Origin of the sequence: Collinsella sp. LCP21S3_A3, from assembly GCF_052118905.1 — a bacterium.
GTDB lineage: Bacteria > Actinomycetota > Coriobacteriia > Coriobacteriales > Coriobacteriaceae > Collinsella.
Genome location: NZ_JBQKGH010000006.1, coordinates 91,771 through 109,865 on the forward strand (window position 1 = coordinate 91,771; position 18,095 = coordinate 109,865).

Sequence of the window (18,095 nt, forward strand, 5' to 3'; positions counted from 1 at the left end):
GTCGGACATATGTCGAGACAATCCGATCCGAACTATCGAAACGCCGCCCGTTGCTATGGCTGGTTATGCACAACAGGCCAACGTTTTCAATACAGTAGCGCATTTTATGCACGGTTTGGGGCTAATTCCGGTTAACGGTCGAGAATTTCTTTAGTTGGGCGCAGTATGTGGTGATATTCTGGCTCTGTTACAAGTCTGTAAACAAAAAGGGCCCCGTACATGCGGGACCCTTTTTAATTTTTTTATGCGACTCGTGCTTAGTAGCCCACGATGCCCTGCGGGAAGAAGAACATGCAGAGCACGACGCACACGGCAAACACGACAGCCATGATGACGGTCAGGCGGTCAAGGTTCTGCTCCATAACGCCCGTGGCAGAGCTGGAGTTATACAGCGAGCTGGCAATCATATCCGAAACGCCGGTGCCCTTACCGGAATGCATCAGGACGAGAATCGTCAGCGCCACGGCAGAGACAGCCCAAACTACAAACAGCAGAATCTGAAACGGACCCATAGAGAAGCTCCTTAATAGAACAATTCAAACTCCAGTACTGTACCACAACCCCCGACACTCCCCACCTGCCATTTGGGGACGAGGTAGAAATGGCAGAAATACCAAAAAAAGGGGGGTTGCCCGAATATGGTCAACCCCCTTGCAAAGAAACGCTTGGCGTTTTCTCTTAGGCCTCGGTCGCGAGCACGCGGCCCGTCATCTCGGCGGAAGGCTCCAGACCAGCCATGGTGAGCATAGTCGGGGCGATATCGGAAAGTCGACCGTCCTCGATACCGGCGAGCTGCGCCTTCTCATCAACGATGATGAACGGCACGCGGTTGGTGGTGTGAGCCGTAAACGGATGCTTGGAACCGTCGGAAGCAACGTCAAACATGTGATCGGCGTTGCCGTGGTCGGCGGTAATCAGCGCAAAGCCGCCCTTAGCGAGAATCGCCGGGACAACCTTGGACAGGGCATCGTCAACAGCCTCGACGGCCTTAACGGCCGCGTCGAAGACACCGGTGTGACCAACCATGTCGCAGTTCGCGAAGTTCACGATGTAGAAATCAGCGCGGTCCTCGTTGATGGCAGCGACGAGCTTCTCGGTAACCTCGGGAGCGCTCATCTCGGGCTGCAAATCGTAGGTAGCAACCTTGGGGGAAGCGACGAGCACGCGCTCCTCGCCCTCCTTGGGCTCCTCGATGCCGCCGTTAAGGAAGAACGTCACGTGGGCGTACTTCTCGGTCTCGGCGGTGTGCAGCTGCTTCAGGCCATTGGCTGCGATTACGTCGGCCAGAACGTTCTCGGGGAACGTCTTGGGGAAGGCGACCTCGACGTCAAACGTCGGATCGTATTCGGTCATCGTCACAAAGTGCGAGAGCTTGATCTGCTCGCGCTCAAAGCCGTCGAACTCCTTGTCCGTGAACACGCGGGTCATCTGACGAGCGCGGTCGGGACGGAAGTTGAAGAAGATGGCCGCGTCGCCCTCGTGGATGCCCTCGTTGTGGGCAGCGAACGGCTCAACGAACTCATCGCCGCGCGGATCCTTCTCGTAGTAGGCCTTGATACCGGCAACGGGGTCGGTATCGGCATCGGACGCATTGACCATGACGTCGTAGGCGCGCTCGATGCGCTCCCAACGGTTGTCGCGGTCCATGGCCCAATAACGGCCCGAGACGGTAGCAACGCGAGCGTCGCAACCAGTCTCCTCGGAGATCTTGGCCAGGAAGGCGCAGAACTCGCTCATGTAGCCGGCACCGGACTGCGGATCGACGTCGCGACCATCCATAAAGGCGTGAACGCGAACGGTCTTAATGCCATACTGGGCAGCCATCTTGACCAGGGCCTCGACATGGTTCATGTGAGAATGAACGCCGCCGGGGCTCATAAGGCCCATGAGATGCAGGGTCTTGCCCTCGGCCTTGACGTCATCCATAGCCTTGACGAAAACCTCGTTCTTGGCGATGGAGCCGTCCTTGATGGCGTTATTGATGCGCGAAAGCTCCTGAAACACGATGCGGCCGGCACCGATGTTGAGGTGACCCACCTCGGAGTTGCCCATCTGGCCGTCGGGAAGGCCCACGTCCTCGCCCGAAGCACCGAGCGTGGTGTGAGGATACTTCTCGTACAGGCTATCGAGGAAGGGCGTCTTGGCGGCAGCGACGGCGTTCTCGCCGTCGGCCGGAGCCAAGCCGCAGCCATCCATGATGATTAGGAGTGCAGGAAGATGACGCTGTGCCATATGCCCTACTCGCCTGCCTTGACGACCATAGAGGCGAAGTCGGCAGCCTTGAGCGAAGCGCCGCCCACGAGGGCGCCGTCAACGTCGGGCTTGGCAACAAGCTCAGCGATGTTGGCGGGCTTGGCGGAGCCACCATAAAGAACGCGGATGCCGTTGGCGAGCTCCTCGCCGAACATCTCCTTGAGGGTCTCACGGATAGCGCCGCAGACCTCCTGAGCGTCCTCGGCGGTAGCGGTCTTGCCGGTGCCGATGGCCCAGATGGGCTCGTAGGCGACGACGACCTGCTTGGGGCAGGTGATCTCAAGACCCTCGAGACCAGCCTTGACCTGGTTCACGACATGCTCGACATAGGTGCCGGCCTCGCGAACCTCAAGGGACTCACCGCAGCAGAAGACGGGAACAAGACCGGCGGCAACGAGAGCCTTAGCCTTCTTGTTCTGGTCCTCATCGGTCTCGTGGAAGTAGTCACGACGCTCGGAGTGACCGATGATGCAGTAGGTGCAGCCAGCGGACTTGAGCATGTCGCAAGAGGACTCACCGGTGAAGGCACCCTTGGCCTCCCAGTACACGTTCTGTGCACCGAGGGCGATGGGGGCAGCCTGAATGCGGTCATGAACCGTAGTAATGTCGATGGTCGGAGGGCAGACGAGCACCTCGACGCCAGCCGGCACCTCGGGCAGAGCCTGGGCCAGCTCGTCGGCGAGCTTGGCAGCCTCGGCGACGTCGTTGTTCATCTTCCAGTTACCAGCGATAAGAAGGGTGCGATTAGGCATCGAGAAGCGCCTCCACTCCGGGCAGGGCCTTACCCTCGACGAGCTCCATGGAAGCGCCACCGCCGGTGGAGATCCAGCTCATCTTGTCGGCCAGGTTAAACTTGTTGACGGCTGCGACGGAATCGCCACCACCGATGATCGAGGTGCAATCAGCCTCGGCGACGGCCTCGGCGATAGCCTGGGTGCCGTGAGCGAAGTTGTCGAACTCAAAGACGCCCATGGGGCCATTCCAGAATACGGTCTTGGCGCCCTTGACGGCCTCGGCGTAGAGCTCCTCGGTCTTGGGGCCGATGTCCATGCCCTCACGGTCGTCGGGGATAGCGTCGGAAGCGACAACCTCGGGGACAGCGTCCTCGCCAAAGTGGTCGGCAACACGGTTGTCGATGGGGAGCAGGATCTTGACGCCCTTCTCCTCGGCCTTCTTGAGCATCTCGCCAGCGCGCTCGACCCAGTCCTCTTCCTTGAGGGACTGACCGACGGTCATGCCCTGAGCCAGGAAGAAGGTATAGGCCATGCCGCCACCGATAATCAGGGTGTCGGCGGAGTCGATAAGGTGATCGAGAACGCCGATCTTGGAGGAAACCTTGGAACCGCCGACGATGGCGACGAAGGGACGCTCGGGCTCGGCGAAGATACCGGTCAGCGTGTCGACCTCCTTCTCCAGAAGGAAGCCAGCGACTGCGGGCAGGTAAGCGGCGGGACCCACGACGGAACCCTGGGCGCGGTGAGCGGTACCGAAGGCGTCGAGAACGAAGACGTCGCCATAGGAAGCGAGGGTCTTGGCGATCTCGGGATCGTTCTTCTTCTCACGCTTGTCAAAACGGACGTTCTCGAGAACGAGGACCTTGCCCGGCTCGACGGCGGCGACGGCCTCGGCGGCCTTCTCGCCATAAGTGTCGGCGACAAAAGCAACATCGAGACCAGAGAGCTCGGCGAGCTTCTTGGCGACGGGCTCGAGGGAAAGCTCGGGCTGGAAGCCGGTGCCCTCGGGACGGCCGAGGTGGCTCATGAGGATAACGCGAGCATTGTGCTCAACGAGATAGTTGATGGTGGGCAGGGCAGCCTTGATACGGGTGGTGTCGCCAACGACGCCATCCTTGATAGGCACGTTGAAGTCAACGCGGACGAGAACGCGCTTGCCGTCGACATCGATGTCGCGGACGGTCTTCTTGGTAAAGGCCATGTTTGCTTCTACCTTTCGTACGTGTCTGCCTCCCATTACGGCAGACGATTTCTTATAAAAAGGGCGCGACCTTAGGGTGTAAGCCCTATAAGGCCGCGCCCTTTTTTAGACGCTCAACGAGCTATTCGCTAAAAGCCAAATTAAGCAACGAACTTCTCGAAGTACTTGATGGTGCGGACCATCTGAGAGGTGTAGGAGTTCTCGTTGTCGTACCAAGAGGTAACCTGAACGAGGGTCTGGCCGTTGCCGAGGTCAGAGCACATGGTCTGAGTGGCGTCGAAGATGGAGCCATGGGTCTCGCCGATGATATCGGTGGAGACGATGTCGTCCTCGTTGTAAGCGAAGGTCTCGGAGATGGTGGCAGCGTAGGCCTTCATAGCGGCGTTGACCTCGTCGGCGGTAACCTTCTTGTCAACGACAGCGTAGAGGTTGGTGAGGGAGCCGGTCGGCGTCGGGACGCGCTGGGCGGCACCGATGAGCTTACCGTTGAGCTCGGGGAGAACCAGGCCGATAGCCTTGGCAGCACCGGTGGTGTTGGGGACGATGTTGACGGCGCAGGCGCGGCTACGACGCTTGTTGCCCTTGCGCTGCGGGCCGTCGAGCGGCATCTGGTCGCCAGTCCAGGCGTGAATGGTGGTCATGATGCCGGACACGATGGGAGCGAAGTCGTTCAGACCCTTGGCCATCGGGGCGAGGCAGTTGGTGGTGCAGGAAGCAGCGGAGATGATGTTGTCCTCAGCGGTCAGCGTCTCATGGTTGACGTTGTACACGATGGTGGGCAGATCGCTGCCGGCCGGAGCGGAGATGACGACCTTCTTGGCACCAGCGTTGATGTGGGCCTGAGCCTTAGCCTTGCTGGTGTAGAAGCCAGTGCACTCGAGAACGACGTCGACGTCGAGGTCGCCCCAAGGCAGGTTGTTGGCGTCGGCCTCCTTGTAGATCTTGATCTCCTTGCCGTCAACGGTGATGGAATCCTCGCCAGCGACGACCTCGTGATCGCGAGCATAGTTGCCCTGCGTGGAGTCGTACTTCAGCAGGTAAGCGAGCATATCGGGAGAGGTGAGGTCGTTGATAGCGACGATCTCGGAGCCCTCATGACCGAACATCTGACGGAAGGCCAGACGACCGATGCGACCGAAGCCGTTAATAGCAACCTTTACTGCCATTGTGTCTCCTTTCGTAAGGCCCCCGCAAGCTACAGCGCCCGCCGTTGAGGCCCACAAACTAACCACTCGCCTAATATACCTTTTTTTTGACTTGAATTTCACGAGAATGCTCGAAATTGAAAATCAAATTTGCTTTAAAACGTTTTAAAGCATAAAACAGCAGTTCAAGTACTATATAAACTGCCGCTTTAAACTACCTGTTCGCTTCAATGAGCTTTTCAAGACGCAAAACACGGTGATATAGGGCCGACTTTGACAAAGGAGGGTCGGCCATCTCCCCCAAATCTCGCAGTGAGAGATCGGGATAGCGCTCACGTAAGTCACAAAAGGCCGCCAAGGCATCCGGGAGCACATCGCGCATGCCGCGTCGCTCAAGCTCCTCGATAAGCGCGAGCTGATGTTGGGCAGCGCCGGCGCTTCTCGTCTGGTTGGCCAGCTCAGCATTCACGCGACGATTTACGTCGTTTTTCACCAACTTGACCGCACGGGCTTCCTCGATTTCGGCAACGCTGCGCTTGGCACCAATCAATTTGAGCAAATGCTCAATCTCCTCGGCGCTCTTGATGTACACGGCATATGATCCTCGCCGGGCGTTGACGCGTGCATGAACCCCGACCTGCCCCAACAGGTCGCAAAGCCCCTTGGCGTATTGTTCGCCCTGCACCGCAATCTCCAGGTGAAAATCGCCACGCGGGTCTGCCACAAAGCCGCCGGCAATCAAAGCGCCGCGAATGTAGGCGAGCCTGCAGCAGGGCCGGGCGACGATATGGCGCGGCACACCGGCGACGAGCCCTCCCCTGCGGTCGAGAATGCCCAGCAGAACCAAAGCCTTATCGAGGTCGGGCTGGTCGGGCAAGGTGATGAGATAGTTTCGCACCTTATGCAAGACCGACTTGCGAACGGTAAACTCCGTTTTGAGCTTGAGGATGCGGTGCGTCAGCGTAATCATCGTGCGTGCAACGGCACCCGTCTCGGTCGCAACCGTCAAACGGTACCGACCAGAGCCCGCTAGCGAAAGCGTGCCACTCACACGTGTAAGAGCGGCAAGTGTCGACAGATCGCAATATTCACATTCGGGTTCGCAGCGCGCAAGCTCGTCACGCACCTCGGCGGTAAACGACATTCAAACCTATGCTTTCGTATTGGCACGCGACAAGTCGCGGTGAGAAATGCTCACGTGATACTGAGCACCTTCCAGGTATCGGGCCGTAGCCTCTGCAATGGCAACGCTGCGGTGCTGGCCGCCCGTACAGCCGATGGCAATGGAAAGCTGCGGCTTGCCCTCCGCGATATAACCCGGCATGACCGTATCGAGCAACTGCGTCCAAACCTTCCAGAACTCCTGCGTCTTGGGATGGTCCAGGACAAAGTCGGAGACCTTCTTATCGAGGCCGGTCAACGTGCGCATCTCGGGGTCGTAGAATGGATTAGGCAGGAAGCGAACATCGATCATGATGTCTGCCTCGACGGGCATACCATGCTTAAAGCCAAATGAGAAGACGTGGACGTCCATGAGCTGCTGGTCGGACAGCTCTGAAAAAGCCGCACGCAGCTTATTGCGTAAAGCAGAGGTACGAAGGCGGCTCGTATCGATGATCATATCGGCTCGGTCGCGCACGCCCTGGAGTTGTAAACGCTCACGCTGGATGGCGTCGGCCGTGGTCTCCCCCGGCTTCGCAATGGGATGGCGGCGGCGGTTTTCGCTGTAGCGGCGAATCAGCACCTCATCAGATGCATCGAGAAACACAATGTCACAGCTCATCTCGCGCTCTTCCAAGGCGGCAACGGCGTCAAGCAGCTCATCAAACAGGCCTTGGCTGCGAAGGTCACAGGTAACAGCAAGATGTCTACCCACACCCGTATTGATGCCAACAAGCTCTGCGAGCTGCGCAATCAGGCGCGGAGGCAGGTTGTCGATACAAAAATAGCCCATGTCCTCAAACACATGCATGGCTTGCGTTCGGCCCGATCCGGACATTCCGGTGATGATGACGATATCGGGAATGCGCTCCGTGCGCTCCGCCGCATCCATGGCATCTCCCTTTTGCATGTGCTGCCTCCTAAAATAAGCGCAGGACCCGGCCAGCGGATCCCGCGCGATCAATTGCCTTAATTGAGTATACCGCCCCAAGCGGATACGAGGCCCGTCTTACGCCTCAAGCGCAGCCTTGAACCAACTCGTAATACTTGTGGGGTGCGTAATGGCAGTGCCAACGACAACGGCCCAGGCGCCGGCGTCAATCGCGGCGCGAGCCTCCTCGGGCGTATGCACACGACCCTCGCAAATAATGGGAAGACCGGGGAACTCCTCGGTTGCCTGGCGCAAAAGCGGCAGGTCGGGGCCGTCTGCCATGGTGCAATCGATGGCGGCGACGCCATGCGAAAGCGTAGTGGAAACCAAATCGAAGCCCATGTCGACCGCGCGGCGGATATCCTCGATCGTGGCGCAGTCCGCCATCAGAAGCACGCCCTCCTCGTGCAGCGGACGAAAAGTGTCCTCGAGCGACTTGCCATCGGGGCGCGGACGATCGGTGGCGTCAATCGCCACGATGTCAGCACCGGCAGCAACGCAGGCGCGGGCGTGACGCAGCGTCGGCGTGATGTAAACGCCCTCGTGTCCATCCTTCCACAGGCCGATGACAGGAACCTCACAACGACCCTTAATGGCAGCAATGTCGGCAAGGCCCTGGCAACGAATGGCGGCGGCGCCACCGAGTTCGCAAGCGCGAGACATTTGAGCCATGGTCTCGGGCGTACGAAGCGGCTCGCCCATATACGCCTGAACGCTCACGATGAGCTTACCCTTCAGGGATTGAATTAAAGGATCGACGGTCATAAGGCTATAACCTTTCTCAGAACAGCCTCCCGAGGCGTGTCGTCTCGGGAGGCTCCTACAGCAGATACGTTTACTTTAACGAGGCAAGAAGATGCTCGGCGGCACCGATAAGCGGTGCGTCGCCCTCCAGAGAACCGATGAGGATCGGCGTGTCCTGAAGCGGATCGAGCGCCTGGCTGGCATAGCCCTCGTGTACCGAATCCTTCCACGTCTGCGAACGCCAATCGGGTCCCTGGTGAATTACGCCACCCGAAAGCACGATGACCTCTGGATCCAGAATGTTGGCGAGCGAGCCCAAGCTAGCGCCCAATGCAAAGCCGGCATCGTGGATGACCTCGGTCGCCTTTGCGTCACCCGCGCGGCACAGGTCGTTCACGTCGCGGCCAACCGAGGGACGGCTGGGGTCAACACGACCGAAGCGCTCGTCGTACATGCGCCCAATCGACGTACCCGAAGCCACCGACTCCAGATGGCCGGAACGCCCGCAGGCGCAGGGAATGCCGGCGGCAGCCGAGCACTCGATGTGGCCCATATGGCCGGCAGCACCATGGAAGCCCTGCATCACACGGCCGTTCTCGACATATGCGCCTCCGATACCCGTGCCGATGCCCAGACACAAGACGGAGAACTTGCCCTTGCCGACGCCCCAATGGGCCTCACCCAGAGCATGAGCCTGCACGTCGCCTACAACGGCAACGGGAAGACCGAGGTCCTCGCGCAGACGCGGCCCCAACTGAACGCCGGACCAGCCGGGCATGATCTCATTGGCATACGCGATGGCGCCCGTCTTGGGATCGACGACGCCAGCGGCACCGATACCGACGCCAAGGACCTCGACATCGGGATTCGCCTCGAGAGCGGCCTTGATGGACGCCTCGATACGCTGGAAGACGGCCTCACCGCCCTCTTGGGCCTCGGTGGGAACCTCAGCCTCAAATACGGGATGGGGCACGCCGCCATCAGCCGGATATTCCATAATGGCGGTCGCAATCTTGGTGCCACCGATATCAACGGAGCAGATGTACTTGTTCTCCATGTCGCTCTCCTTAGGAGATAAAAACAACTACAGGAAATAAAGGCGGTGTTATCGCCGCAGCTTGCTAAAGGCTTCCCGAGTGCCCGGGGTTGGGGTGAAAGCGGTCGGGCATTGACCTAATGGGTCACGCTCGATCGCTTGAGCCCCAAGATCGGGTGCCCGGGAAAGCTTTACAGGAGACCGTTGTCCTGGAGGACCTTCCTAATCGCCTCGACGTTCTCGCCGGTCATGGCCTTCACCGGGCGCGGCATGGTCGGGCTGTCGAAAATGCCCATGAGGTTCATAGCGGTCTTGAAGGCGCCAACGCCACCGGCATAGCCCTGGACGCCCGAGGTGACGTCCCAGATGTGCGAAATCTCATTGAGGCGATCCTGCTCGGCTTTGACGGTAGCCCAGTCACCAGCCTGAGCGGCCTTCCACTGACGCACGTAGCCCTCGGGCTCAACGTTGGCGAGCCCCGGGACAGAGCCGTCGGCGCCACCAAGGTAGGCACCGTCGACGACGACTTCATGGCCGGTGAGGATGCTCATCGGATGGCCGTTCTTCTCGTTCTCCTGAACGAGGTAGCGGAACGAGACGTCGTCACCCGAGGAATCCTTGACGCCAGCAAGGACGCCCTCGGCGCCGAGCTTTGCAAGGAGCTTCCAGGGGAGCTTGGTGTGAACGCACACGGGAATGTCATAGGCAAAGATGGGCAGGTCGAGCTCCTCGTGCAGGATGCGGAAATGCTCCTCGACCTCGGTCATGCCCTGCAGGGCATAGAACGGGCAGGTGGCGACGAGCGCATCGGCGCCCAGCTCCTGAGCAACCTTACCGTGCTCAATCATGCGCTCGGTCTCGGTATCGATGATGCCGACCAGAACAGGAACGCGGTGGTCGACGATTCGAACGGCCTCGGCGATGATCTGTCGACGACGCTCGTCGGTGGAGAAAACGACCTCACCCGAAGAGCCCAGGAAGAACAGGCCATCGACGCCGGCGTCGATCATGCGGTTGATGCTGCGCTCAAAGGAGGCAACGTCGAGCTGGTGATCTTCGGTATCGGGAACAACGACGGGAGGAATTACGCCGGTGAATTTCTGAGTTGCCACAAGAATCTCCTTAGTTGTCTGGCGGGTGGCCCTATGCCGCCCACTCTTGTTGGCAGTGTCCAGGCCGTCTAGGCCAAAGAACACAGGTAGAACGCTTGGTTAAAGAAGTCGACGACTTCGTTTTCGAACGCATTGATGCGTTCGTGAGCATATTTGGCATAGATAATATGCCTCCGGTCACACTCAAGACCGTTGAATACGGCAAACTGGCCCTTGGGATCGCTCACGGCATCCATGAGCGATGTACCCATGAGTACCGATCCGCGCACCCGAGACGACAGCGCTTCGAGGCCGCCGGGAAGCGGATTGGCAACCGCCGTGCAGGCAAGGCCCCGCTCGTCCAGAGCAGAAACCGCCAGCGCGACTCCACCGCCAAGGCCCTCGCCCCATGCAAAGATGCGGTCGGGGTCCATGCCGTCAAGATTGCGCGCGACCTTTGCCATTGCACAGCCCCAGCGGACGCGTTCAACAAAAACGGGCGAGGTAACCCCCTGCCTCAGCTCGCTGAGCCCAATCACATCGTCGTCCAGCGCAAGCACGGCATATCCCATGGCGGCAAACCTCGTCATGTGATGCCATCCACGTACGGGTCGGTCGATGTCGTGAAACATCAGGCATAGCGGCACAAGCTCGGATGCCCGGGCGCAACCTGAGGGCTCAATCAAACGGCCGTGTACGACTTCCCCGGCAAGTTCAAAGGAAACCTCGGAGTAGCGCGCGCACGGATTGGCGAAATCGATCGCCGTGACAGTCAGTCCGCAAACCTCAAGGTCCGAAGCGGCTGCCTCCAACTCGGAAACATCCGCCAAGGCATCGCCGCGCCAATCACGGAAATCGGAGAGCCTTGACGAAACCGTCCCAGAGATCCCCGCAAGCTCGGGGTCAATCAGCTCATTGACATTGCTCTCGCACTTAGACATGAGCCTCCCCTTCCTTGCAGAAAAACGGAATGATCAGATCGTCAAAATCCTGAATCTCCTCGTGGCCAAAACCCTCAAAGAACTCATGGCGCTTCTCACAGGTCAGGTTATTGTAGACCGCAAACTGCGTCGCCGGTGGACAGACGATATCAGCCGTTCCCGTGCCAAACAGCACGGGGCATTTGACCATGGGGGCAAAGTTCTTGGAATCGAAATACGCCAGCTTGGCATAGGCCTCGTCAATACGAGTCGAGTCCTCGTCAAACCAGCGAGACCAATAGCGCAGGCCCTCGTAGGCAATGTCGTCGGCATCCAAATCCCAGACCAGGCGGAAATCCGACAGGAAAGGATAGAGGATGGCGGCACGATTGATAAGCTCGCTGTTAAGCGCGCAGGTCGCAATGCCCAAGCCACCGCCCTGCGACGCACCGTTCACAAAAACACGGGCAAGATCGATGCCCTCGAGCTCGCGAACAATGCGGCACAGAATGCGGATATCCTGATGCAAGCGTACGTAGTAGAGATTGGCCGGGTCGCCGTCGATACCGGCAACGATATGCCCGGCAACCGTTGTGCCTTCAAATCCACCAATATCCTCGGAGGGGCCACCCTGACCGGGGCAGTCGAGGGCGACAAGTGCCATGCCCATACCCGCAAACGATGCCTGCTCGAACCAACTGCGGCTTGCGCCCGGATAGCCGTGGAACTGTAGCACCAGCGGCACGGACTCGTCCGAAACCGGCTTGAGATACTTGGCATGCAGGCGGGCGCCACACATGCCGGTATACCAGAGGTCAAAAAACTGGCAGGTCGCAGCATCGGCAATCGATGCCGCCTCGACCGAATAGTCGATCTCGACGGCGTCAGCCTCGGCCATGCGGTCGTTCCAAAAGAGATCGAAATCTGATGGACGAGGCATGGCGCCCCGATAACCACCAAATTGCTGTTGTAGCTCCTGAGCGCTTGGCATGGCTCGTGAACCCAACCTTTCGAAATCGCAACGAGGGTGCGCCCGGCAAGGGAGCCGGGCGCACAGGAGGGAAAGCGAACCTACTCGCCAAGCTTGGGATGCAGCAGCGACGGCGCAGCACCGAGCAGCATCTTGGTGTAGGGGTCCTGCGGGTTCTGGAAGACCTGCTTGGCCTCGCCCTGCTCGACGATCTTGCCGCCGTTCATGACGATGATGTCGTCAGAGATGTAGCGGACCGTCTGGATGTCATGGCTAATGAACACCATAGCCAGGCCGAGCTCCTTCTTAAGATCGGTCAACAGGTTGAGGATCTGTGCGCGGACCGAAACGTCCAGAGCCGAGGTGGGCTCGTCGGCGATGATGGCGTCAGGGTTCAACGACAGGGCACGGGCAATTGCCACGCGCTGGCGCTGACCGCCCGAAAGCTGGCCGGGAAGAACCTCGGCGGCAGAGCTGGGCAGACCGGTGAGTTCCAGGAGTTCCTTAACGCGCTTCTCCTGCTCGGCCTCGGTACCCAGGTTGTGGACGCGCATGGGATCGAGCAGCTGCTCACGAACGACCATGCGAGGGTTGAGTGCCGTCGCGGGATTCTGGAACACGACCGAGATGACGCGGCCCATGTGACGACGATCCTCGGCAGTACGCTTGGTGACGTCCTTGCCCTTAAAGTAGACCTTGCCACTCGTGGGGGCCTGCAGGCCGCACATGACATTAGCAGTGGTGGACTTGCCGCAACCGGACTCGCCGACGATGCCGATCGTCTGACCGGGCATGAGCTTAATGGTCACGCCTTGGACGGCATGAACCAGATTGGGGTGCAGGATCGAACCGGTACGGGTCCTAAAGGTGACGTGGACATCGTCAAGGAAGATAATCGGCTCGACGCCGTTGACCGCAGTCTCGCTCATCTACATCACCTCCGCATGAGGGGTCAAACCATTTGCCTTGAGCACCTCATCGGGGAGCTCGGAATAGAAGTGCTCGGTGCCGGGCACGCGCTTGAAGACCGGACGGGTGTCCAGGCCGATGTGCGGATGGCTTGAGCGGGGCGCGAAGCGATCGCCCTTGGGGAAATCGCGCGGGCTGGGGACGGCGCCGGGCACCTGGTGCAGGCGGCCCGAACCGCTCTCGATGGACAGAACGGAGCCCAGAAGACCGCGGGTGTACTCGTGAATCGGGTTGGTGAGCAGCTCCTTGGTGGGCGCCTGCTCGATAACCTGACCGGCGTACATAACCGTGATGTTATGGGCGACCTCGGCGACCAACGCCAGGTCATGCGAAACGAAGATCATGGCAAAGCCGAGCTTGGCCTGAAGATCGTTGAGCAGCTTAATGACCTGCTTTTGGACGGTAACGTCCAGAGCGGTCGTGGGCTCGTCGCAGATGACCAGCTTGGGGTCGCGGGTAAGGGCCATAGCGATCAGAACGCGCTGACGCTGTCCGCCGGAAAGCTCGTGCGGATAGCTCTCGAGCGTGCGCTTGGGATCGAGGCCGACGAGCTCCAGGAGCTCCTCGGCGCTGCGGGTGCCGCCGCGCTTGGTGAGCTGCTTCATCTGGGCGGAGATGAGCATAGAAGGGTTGAGCGAGGACAGGGCGTCCTGATAGACCATGGCGATATCGGTACCGCGCAGGCCGAACCACTCCTTCTTGCTCATCTTGAGCAGGTCACGACCCTCCCAGAGGACCTCGCCGGAAAGATGCTCGTCCTCATCGGTCAGGCCCATGATGGCCAGCGTGGTGATGGACTTACCGCAGCCGGACTCGCCTACCAGGCCCATGGTCTGGCCGGGACGGACGTCAAAGTTGACATGGTCGACCACGTTGATATCGCCGTGGTGCTCAAACTGGATGCAGAAATCGCGGACCGAAAGAATCGGCTCAACGGACTCATCGGGCACATGGCGGTCGTTACGCTTGAGCTCGACATCGCGCAGGGCGCCAAGACGGGCGGACAGGGACTGGGCCTGCTCCTTGTAGGCGCGAACGGGGTCGGAGACCAGCAGGTCGGCCTCGCGGCGCTTGGAGGAATCGGTCGGATCCAGGGCGGCGGAAGGAGCAGCGGCCATAGCGTCGGTAATGCCCTCGGAGAGGATGTTGAGCGCCAGGCAGGTGATCATGATGGCCAGACCCGGGAACAGCGCCTGCCACCAACGACCGGCGAGCACGCCACCGCGGGCGTCGGCGAGGATGTTGCCCCACGTAGCAGTGGGCTCCTGGATGCCAGCGCCGATAAAGGTCAGCGAAGCCTCGAAGATGATGGCATCGGCGACCAGGGTGACGGTGAAGACCATGATCGGGGCAATGCAGTTACGAAGAACGTGCTTGATCAGAATCCACGGAGCCTTGGCTCCGGAGACGATGACCGCGCGGACATAGTCCTCACCGTACTCGGATACGATGTTGGCACGCACGATACGGGCGATCTGCGGGGTGTACATAAAGCCGATCGCAAAGATAATCGACGGCACGGAGTTGCCCAGGATGGAAACGAAGACGGCTGCGAGGGCGATACCCGGGACAGACATGATGATGTCCAGGATGCGCATAATCGTCTCGGAGACGGCCTTGCGCGAAACCGCAGCAAGAGCACCGACAACGGAGCCACAGACCAGAGCCATAGCGGTAGCACCAAAGCCGATGATCAGCGAGTAACGGCCACCGTAGAGCATACGCGAAAGGATGTCACGGCCCTTGTCGTCGGTTCCGAAGATAAACCCGTTGCCGGGAGCCTGGCGAGCCGTAAAGATCTCGACCGGGCTATAGGGGGCAAGCAGGGGGGCAAGAATCGCAGTCAGGGCGACCAGCACCAGCACGATGGCGGCAATCTTAGAAGACAGCGTCATCTTCTTCCAGCCACCGAGCTTGAGCCCCTTGGAGGCAGCCTTCTCGAGCTGCTCGGTTTGCTTCTCTCGAATCTTTACCATAATCTACACCGTCCTGATGCGCGGGTTGATGAGCAGGTAGAGCATGTCAACCACGATGTTGATGATGATGAAGGCAAGAGCAACGACGATGACGACGCCCTGAACCAGGTTCGCCTCGTTGCCCTGAACGCCCTGCAGGATCGCAGTACCCATGCCGGGGAGGTTGAAGATGACCTCGATGACGACGGCGCCGCCCATGAGATAGCCAATCTTAAGACCGAGGGTGGTGACCGGGGTGATCAGCGCGTTGCGAAGAACGTTGATGCCGACGACGACCTTCTCGGGAACGCCGGCGCCGCGAGCCATACGGACATAGTCCTTGTCGAGCTCCTCGACCATGGCGGTACGCACGATACGAGTCATCTGACCCGTCAGCGGAAATGCCAAGGCGATGGCGGGCATGATCATGCGTCCCAGATAGCCAGCCGGATTCGTGGTGAAGTGCGGCAGGGCGCCCGATGCCGGGAGTACCTTAAGGTAGGAGGAGAACAGCAGGATCAACAGAACGGCAAGCCAGAACGACGGGGTTGCCAAGCCGGCGATGGAAAAGACGCGGATTACTTGGTCCGGCCATTTATCGCGATACAGTGCCGCGATGACGCCGAGCAAAAACGATACGACCGCACCGATGGCAAGACCGATGAAGGTCAGCTGCATCGTGACGGGTAGGGCCGTGGAGATGCGCTTGGCAACGGAGTTGCGAGCAGCACCATAGGTGCCCATGTCGCCATGGATCAAATTGCCCATATAGCGCACGTAGCGCACGGGCCAGGGGTCGTCCAGACCATACTTCTCATGGTACTCGGCAACCGCCTCGGGCGAGGCACCGTCACCCAACGCCGTGTAGGCGGGGTCGGTCTTGGAGAACGACATAAGGAAGAACACCAGGACGGTGACGCCCAATGCCATGATCGGCAGCGCCACGAGACGCCTTCCAATCAAACGTAGAAAGTTGTTCACGTTCTCTCCCCTTTCTTTTGTCGGTAGGACCAACTGGTATATGAGTACGGATACTCATTACAAGACCCGAGCGACATCGTTGCCGCCCGGGTCTTTGTTTCAACTATGAGGATACGGTCCCAACGGCCGACATCCTGCATATAGACTCAAGCGAGTCTTACGCCTTGACGGTCGCGACACCCTTAAAGGACATGCTCGTCGTGCCGATGCCCTTGAAGCCATCGAGGGCCTCGCCGTTGGGCGCAGTGGACGGATCGTTCCAGGAAGCGGAGACGGTCTTAACGTGGACAACGGGGTACAGAACGGCGTTGTCGGCGATGATGTCGAAGCACTCGTTCCACTTCTTCTGCTGCTCGTCGCCCTCGGCGGCAAGAGCCTCGTCCATAAGGCCGTGGAGCTTCTGCCACTCAGCGGACTCCTTCCACGGGCAACGGGTCTGCATCCAGACGTTGTCGCCGTACCACCAGTTGAGCAGCAGGTCGGGGTCTGCGCCGAAGCAGGAAGGATCGCCAGGGGCAAGGAGGATATCGTAGGCCTCGCCGCCGTCGATGGCAGCATAGGTGGCCGGCGAGGTATCGGTCTGGATGGTCACATCGAAGCCGAGAGCGTCGAGGTCGTTCTTGACCTGGGCAGCCATACCCTTGATCTGCTCGTTATCGGTGGTGCGCAGGGTAATGGCGCCCGGGGTGATACCGGACTCCTCGATAAGCTTCTTGGCCTTCTTGGCGTCGGTCTTGTACACCGTGGAGGCCTCATGATAGTTGGTGAAGCTCTTGGGCAGGTAGCAGCTGGCAGCGGTAGCAAGGCCGGCGAAGGTGTTGCTGATCATCTTCTCGGTGTCGAGCGCATACATGACAGCCTGACGGACCTTGACGTCGTTCCAAGGCTCCTTGGCGACGTTGAACATGATGAAGCGGGTGCCGAAGCCCTGGACGTTGTCGATCTTGCAGCCAGCGCCCTCGAGCTGGTCGACGGCGTCAGCGGTAACGAGCTCCATGACGAGCGTGGAGCCTTCCTGCTGAGCGGTGACGCGAGCGGTGGGGTCGGTCAGGATGCTGTACTGGATCTTCTTATCCTCGGCAGCATACTCACCGTTGTACTCGGGGTTGGGAACCAGGGTGATCTCGGTATCGGAGATAGAATCGTACATCCAGGGGCCGGAGCCGATCGGCTGCTTGGCGCGATCCTCCTCGCTCTGAGCGGCAGGAGTAACGCGAATGATGGCCAGACGATCCTTGAGCAGGGAGAAGTTGGGGACCTTGGTCTTGACCGTCACGGTGCTGGCATCCTTGGCCTCGATGGACTCGAAAGGCTGGAAGAACGGAGCGTAGGTGGCAGAAGCGGCGCAAGCGGTGTAGGAGGCGACGACGTCGTCAGCGGTAACCTCGGTGCCATCGGAGAATTTGGCGCCCTTGCGGATGGTGACCTCGAAGGTGGTGTCGTCCACGGACTTGGGATCATCGGTGGCGAGCTCGTTGAAAGTGCTGTAGTCGTGGTAATCGATGCCGTAGAGGCCCTCGACGACGTGCCAGTTAGCGCCCAGGCCCACGGCGGAGCCGGTGCTGGCGGGGTCGAAGCTGGACGGAGCGTAAGCGGAACCGGCGGTGATCACGCCGCCGCCACGGTTGGCGGAATCGGCGGGAGCGGAACCCTCGTCGCTAGAGCTGCCACCGCAGCCAGTGAGACCAAAGCCGGCGACAGCAGCGACGCTGCCGGTGAGGCCAAGGAACGAACGCCTGGACATACCCTTATTGATGATGGCCATGTCTTCTCCTATCAATAGAGAATCTTACCCGGGGGCACCTAAACTTGCCCCCGCGCAACTTGCGGACGATATATACCTTACCTACCGACAAACCCAACTGAGGTGCCGCGCTCGGCGACCGATACATACATACGCTTGAACGGTATTTACTACCGTTCACCGAATTCGTTGACAAACGATACAGCAGACAGTATGTATCGGCGAGGTGAGATATCAGTCTTCGTCAACCCGCAGGATAG

General features: G+C 59.8%; 16 protein-coding genes. All 16 read right to left on the reverse strand.

The annotated features are described in order from the left end of the window. Positions 1-257: 257 nt before the first annotated feature. The 16 genes from secG to ACTQ0H_RS04950 all read right to left on the reverse strand — a co-directional run bounded on the left by secG (position 258) and on the right by ACTQ0H_RS04950 (position 17,856). Entirely contained in the window at positions 258-512 is a 255-nt protein-coding gene (gene secG, locus ACTQ0H_RS04875) for a preprotein translocase subunit SecG (RefSeq protein WP_006236144.1), read from the reverse strand. 166 nt (positions 513-678) lie between these two features. Beyond that, the gene (gene gpmI / locus ACTQ0H_RS04880) at positions 679-2,232 is read right to left on the reverse strand and encodes a 2,3-bisphosphoglycerate-independent phosphoglycerate mutase (RefSeq protein ID WP_427718639.1); all 1,554 of its coding nucleotides are present in this window, start codon (positions 2,230-2,232) and stop codon (positions 679-681) included. Positions 2,233-2,237: 5 nt separating this feature from the next. Further along, positions 2,238-3,005, reverse strand: a complete 768-nt coding sequence (gene tpiA, locus ACTQ0H_RS04885) for a triose-phosphate isomerase (protein WP_154517452.1) — start codon at positions 3,003-3,005, stop codon at positions 2,238-2,240. Then, complete coding sequence (locus ACTQ0H_RS04890; RefSeq protein WP_304212190.1) at positions 2,998-4,188, reverse strand: phosphoglycerate kinase; 1,191 nt, start codon at positions 4,186-4,188, stop codon at positions 2,998-3,000. Before ACTQ0H_RS04890 ends, tpiA begins: the two co-directional genes overlap by 8 nt. 140 nt (positions 4,189-4,328) lie before the next feature. Next, positions 4,329-5,354 carry a type I glyceraldehyde-3-phosphate dehydrogenase gene (gene gap / locus ACTQ0H_RS04895; RefSeq protein WP_154517458.1) on the reverse strand — a complete coding sequence of 342 codons (1,026 nt, stop codon included), beginning with the start codon at positions 5,352-5,354 and terminating at the stop codon, positions 4,329-4,331. A 193-nt stretch (positions 5,355-5,547) separates the two neighbouring features. Continuing rightward, positions 5,548-6,477 (reverse strand): DNA-binding protein WhiA, encoded by a 930-nt coding sequence (whiA, locus tag ACTQ0H_RS04900; RefSeq protein ID WP_441048567.1) that lies wholly within the window; start codon positions 6,475-6,477, stop codon positions 5,548-5,550. Positions 6,478-6,483: 6 nt separating this feature from the next. Beyond that, positions 6,484-7,404: an RNase adapter RapZ gene (gene rapZ, locus ACTQ0H_RS04905; RefSeq protein WP_427718645.1), complete on the reverse strand. Its 921-nt coding sequence runs from the start codon at positions 7,402-7,404 to the stop codon at positions 6,484-6,486. A 99-nt stretch (positions 7,405-7,503) separates the two neighbouring features. Next, positions 7,504-8,190 carry an N-acetylmannosamine-6-phosphate 2-epimerase gene (locus ACTQ0H_RS04910; RefSeq protein ID WP_154517496.1) on the reverse strand — a complete coding sequence of 229 codons (687 nt, stop codon included), beginning with the start codon at positions 8,188-8,190 and terminating at the stop codon, positions 7,504-7,506. Positions 8,191-8,260: 70 nt separating this feature from the next. Then, positions 8,261-9,226: an ROK family protein gene (locus ACTQ0H_RS04915; RefSeq protein ID WP_427728775.1), complete on the reverse strand. Its 966-nt coding sequence runs from the start codon at positions 9,224-9,226 to the stop codon at positions 8,261-8,263. Positions 9,227-9,396: 170 nt separating this feature from the next. Next, complete coding sequence (locus ACTQ0H_RS04920) at positions 9,397-10,317, reverse strand: dihydrodipicolinate synthase family protein (RefSeq protein ID WP_427718650.1); 921 nt, start codon at positions 10,315-10,317, stop codon at positions 9,397-9,399. 68 nt (positions 10,318-10,385) lie between these two features. After that, positions 10,386-11,237 (reverse strand): acetylxylan esterase, encoded by an 852-nt coding sequence (locus tag ACTQ0H_RS04925; protein WP_441538128.1) that lies wholly within the window; start codon positions 11,235-11,237, stop codon positions 10,386-10,388. Next, on the reverse strand, positions 11,230-12,207 hold the full coding sequence (locus ACTQ0H_RS04930) for an acetylxylan esterase (protein ID WP_427728772.1): 978 nt from the start codon (positions 12,205-12,207) through the stop codon (positions 11,230-11,232). Before ACTQ0H_RS04930 ends, ACTQ0H_RS04925 begins: the two co-directional genes overlap by 8 nt. Before the next feature lie 80 nt (positions 12,208-12,287). Further along, positions 12,288-13,115, reverse strand: a complete 828-nt coding sequence (locus tag ACTQ0H_RS04935) for an ABC transporter ATP-binding protein (protein ID WP_154517508.1) — start codon at positions 13,113-13,115, stop codon at positions 12,288-12,290. Further along, positions 13,116-15,131, reverse strand: coding sequence for a dipeptide/oligopeptide/nickel ABC transporter permease/ATP-binding protein (locus ACTQ0H_RS04940; protein WP_154517511.1), 2,016 nt, complete (start codon positions 15,129-15,131; stop codon positions 13,116-13,118). A 3-nt stretch (positions 15,132-15,134) separates the two neighbouring features. Beyond that, positions 15,135-16,091 carry an ABC transporter permease gene (locus tag ACTQ0H_RS04945; protein ID WP_370450641.1) on the reverse strand — a complete coding sequence of 319 codons (957 nt, stop codon included), beginning with the start codon at positions 16,089-16,091 and terminating at the stop codon, positions 15,135-15,137. 157 nt (positions 16,092-16,248) lie between these two features. Then, positions 16,249-17,856, reverse strand: a complete 1,608-nt coding sequence (locus ACTQ0H_RS04950; protein ID WP_427718660.1) for an ABC transporter substrate-binding protein — start codon at positions 17,854-17,856, stop codon at positions 16,249-16,251. Positions 17,857-18,095 lie beyond the last annotated feature (239 nt).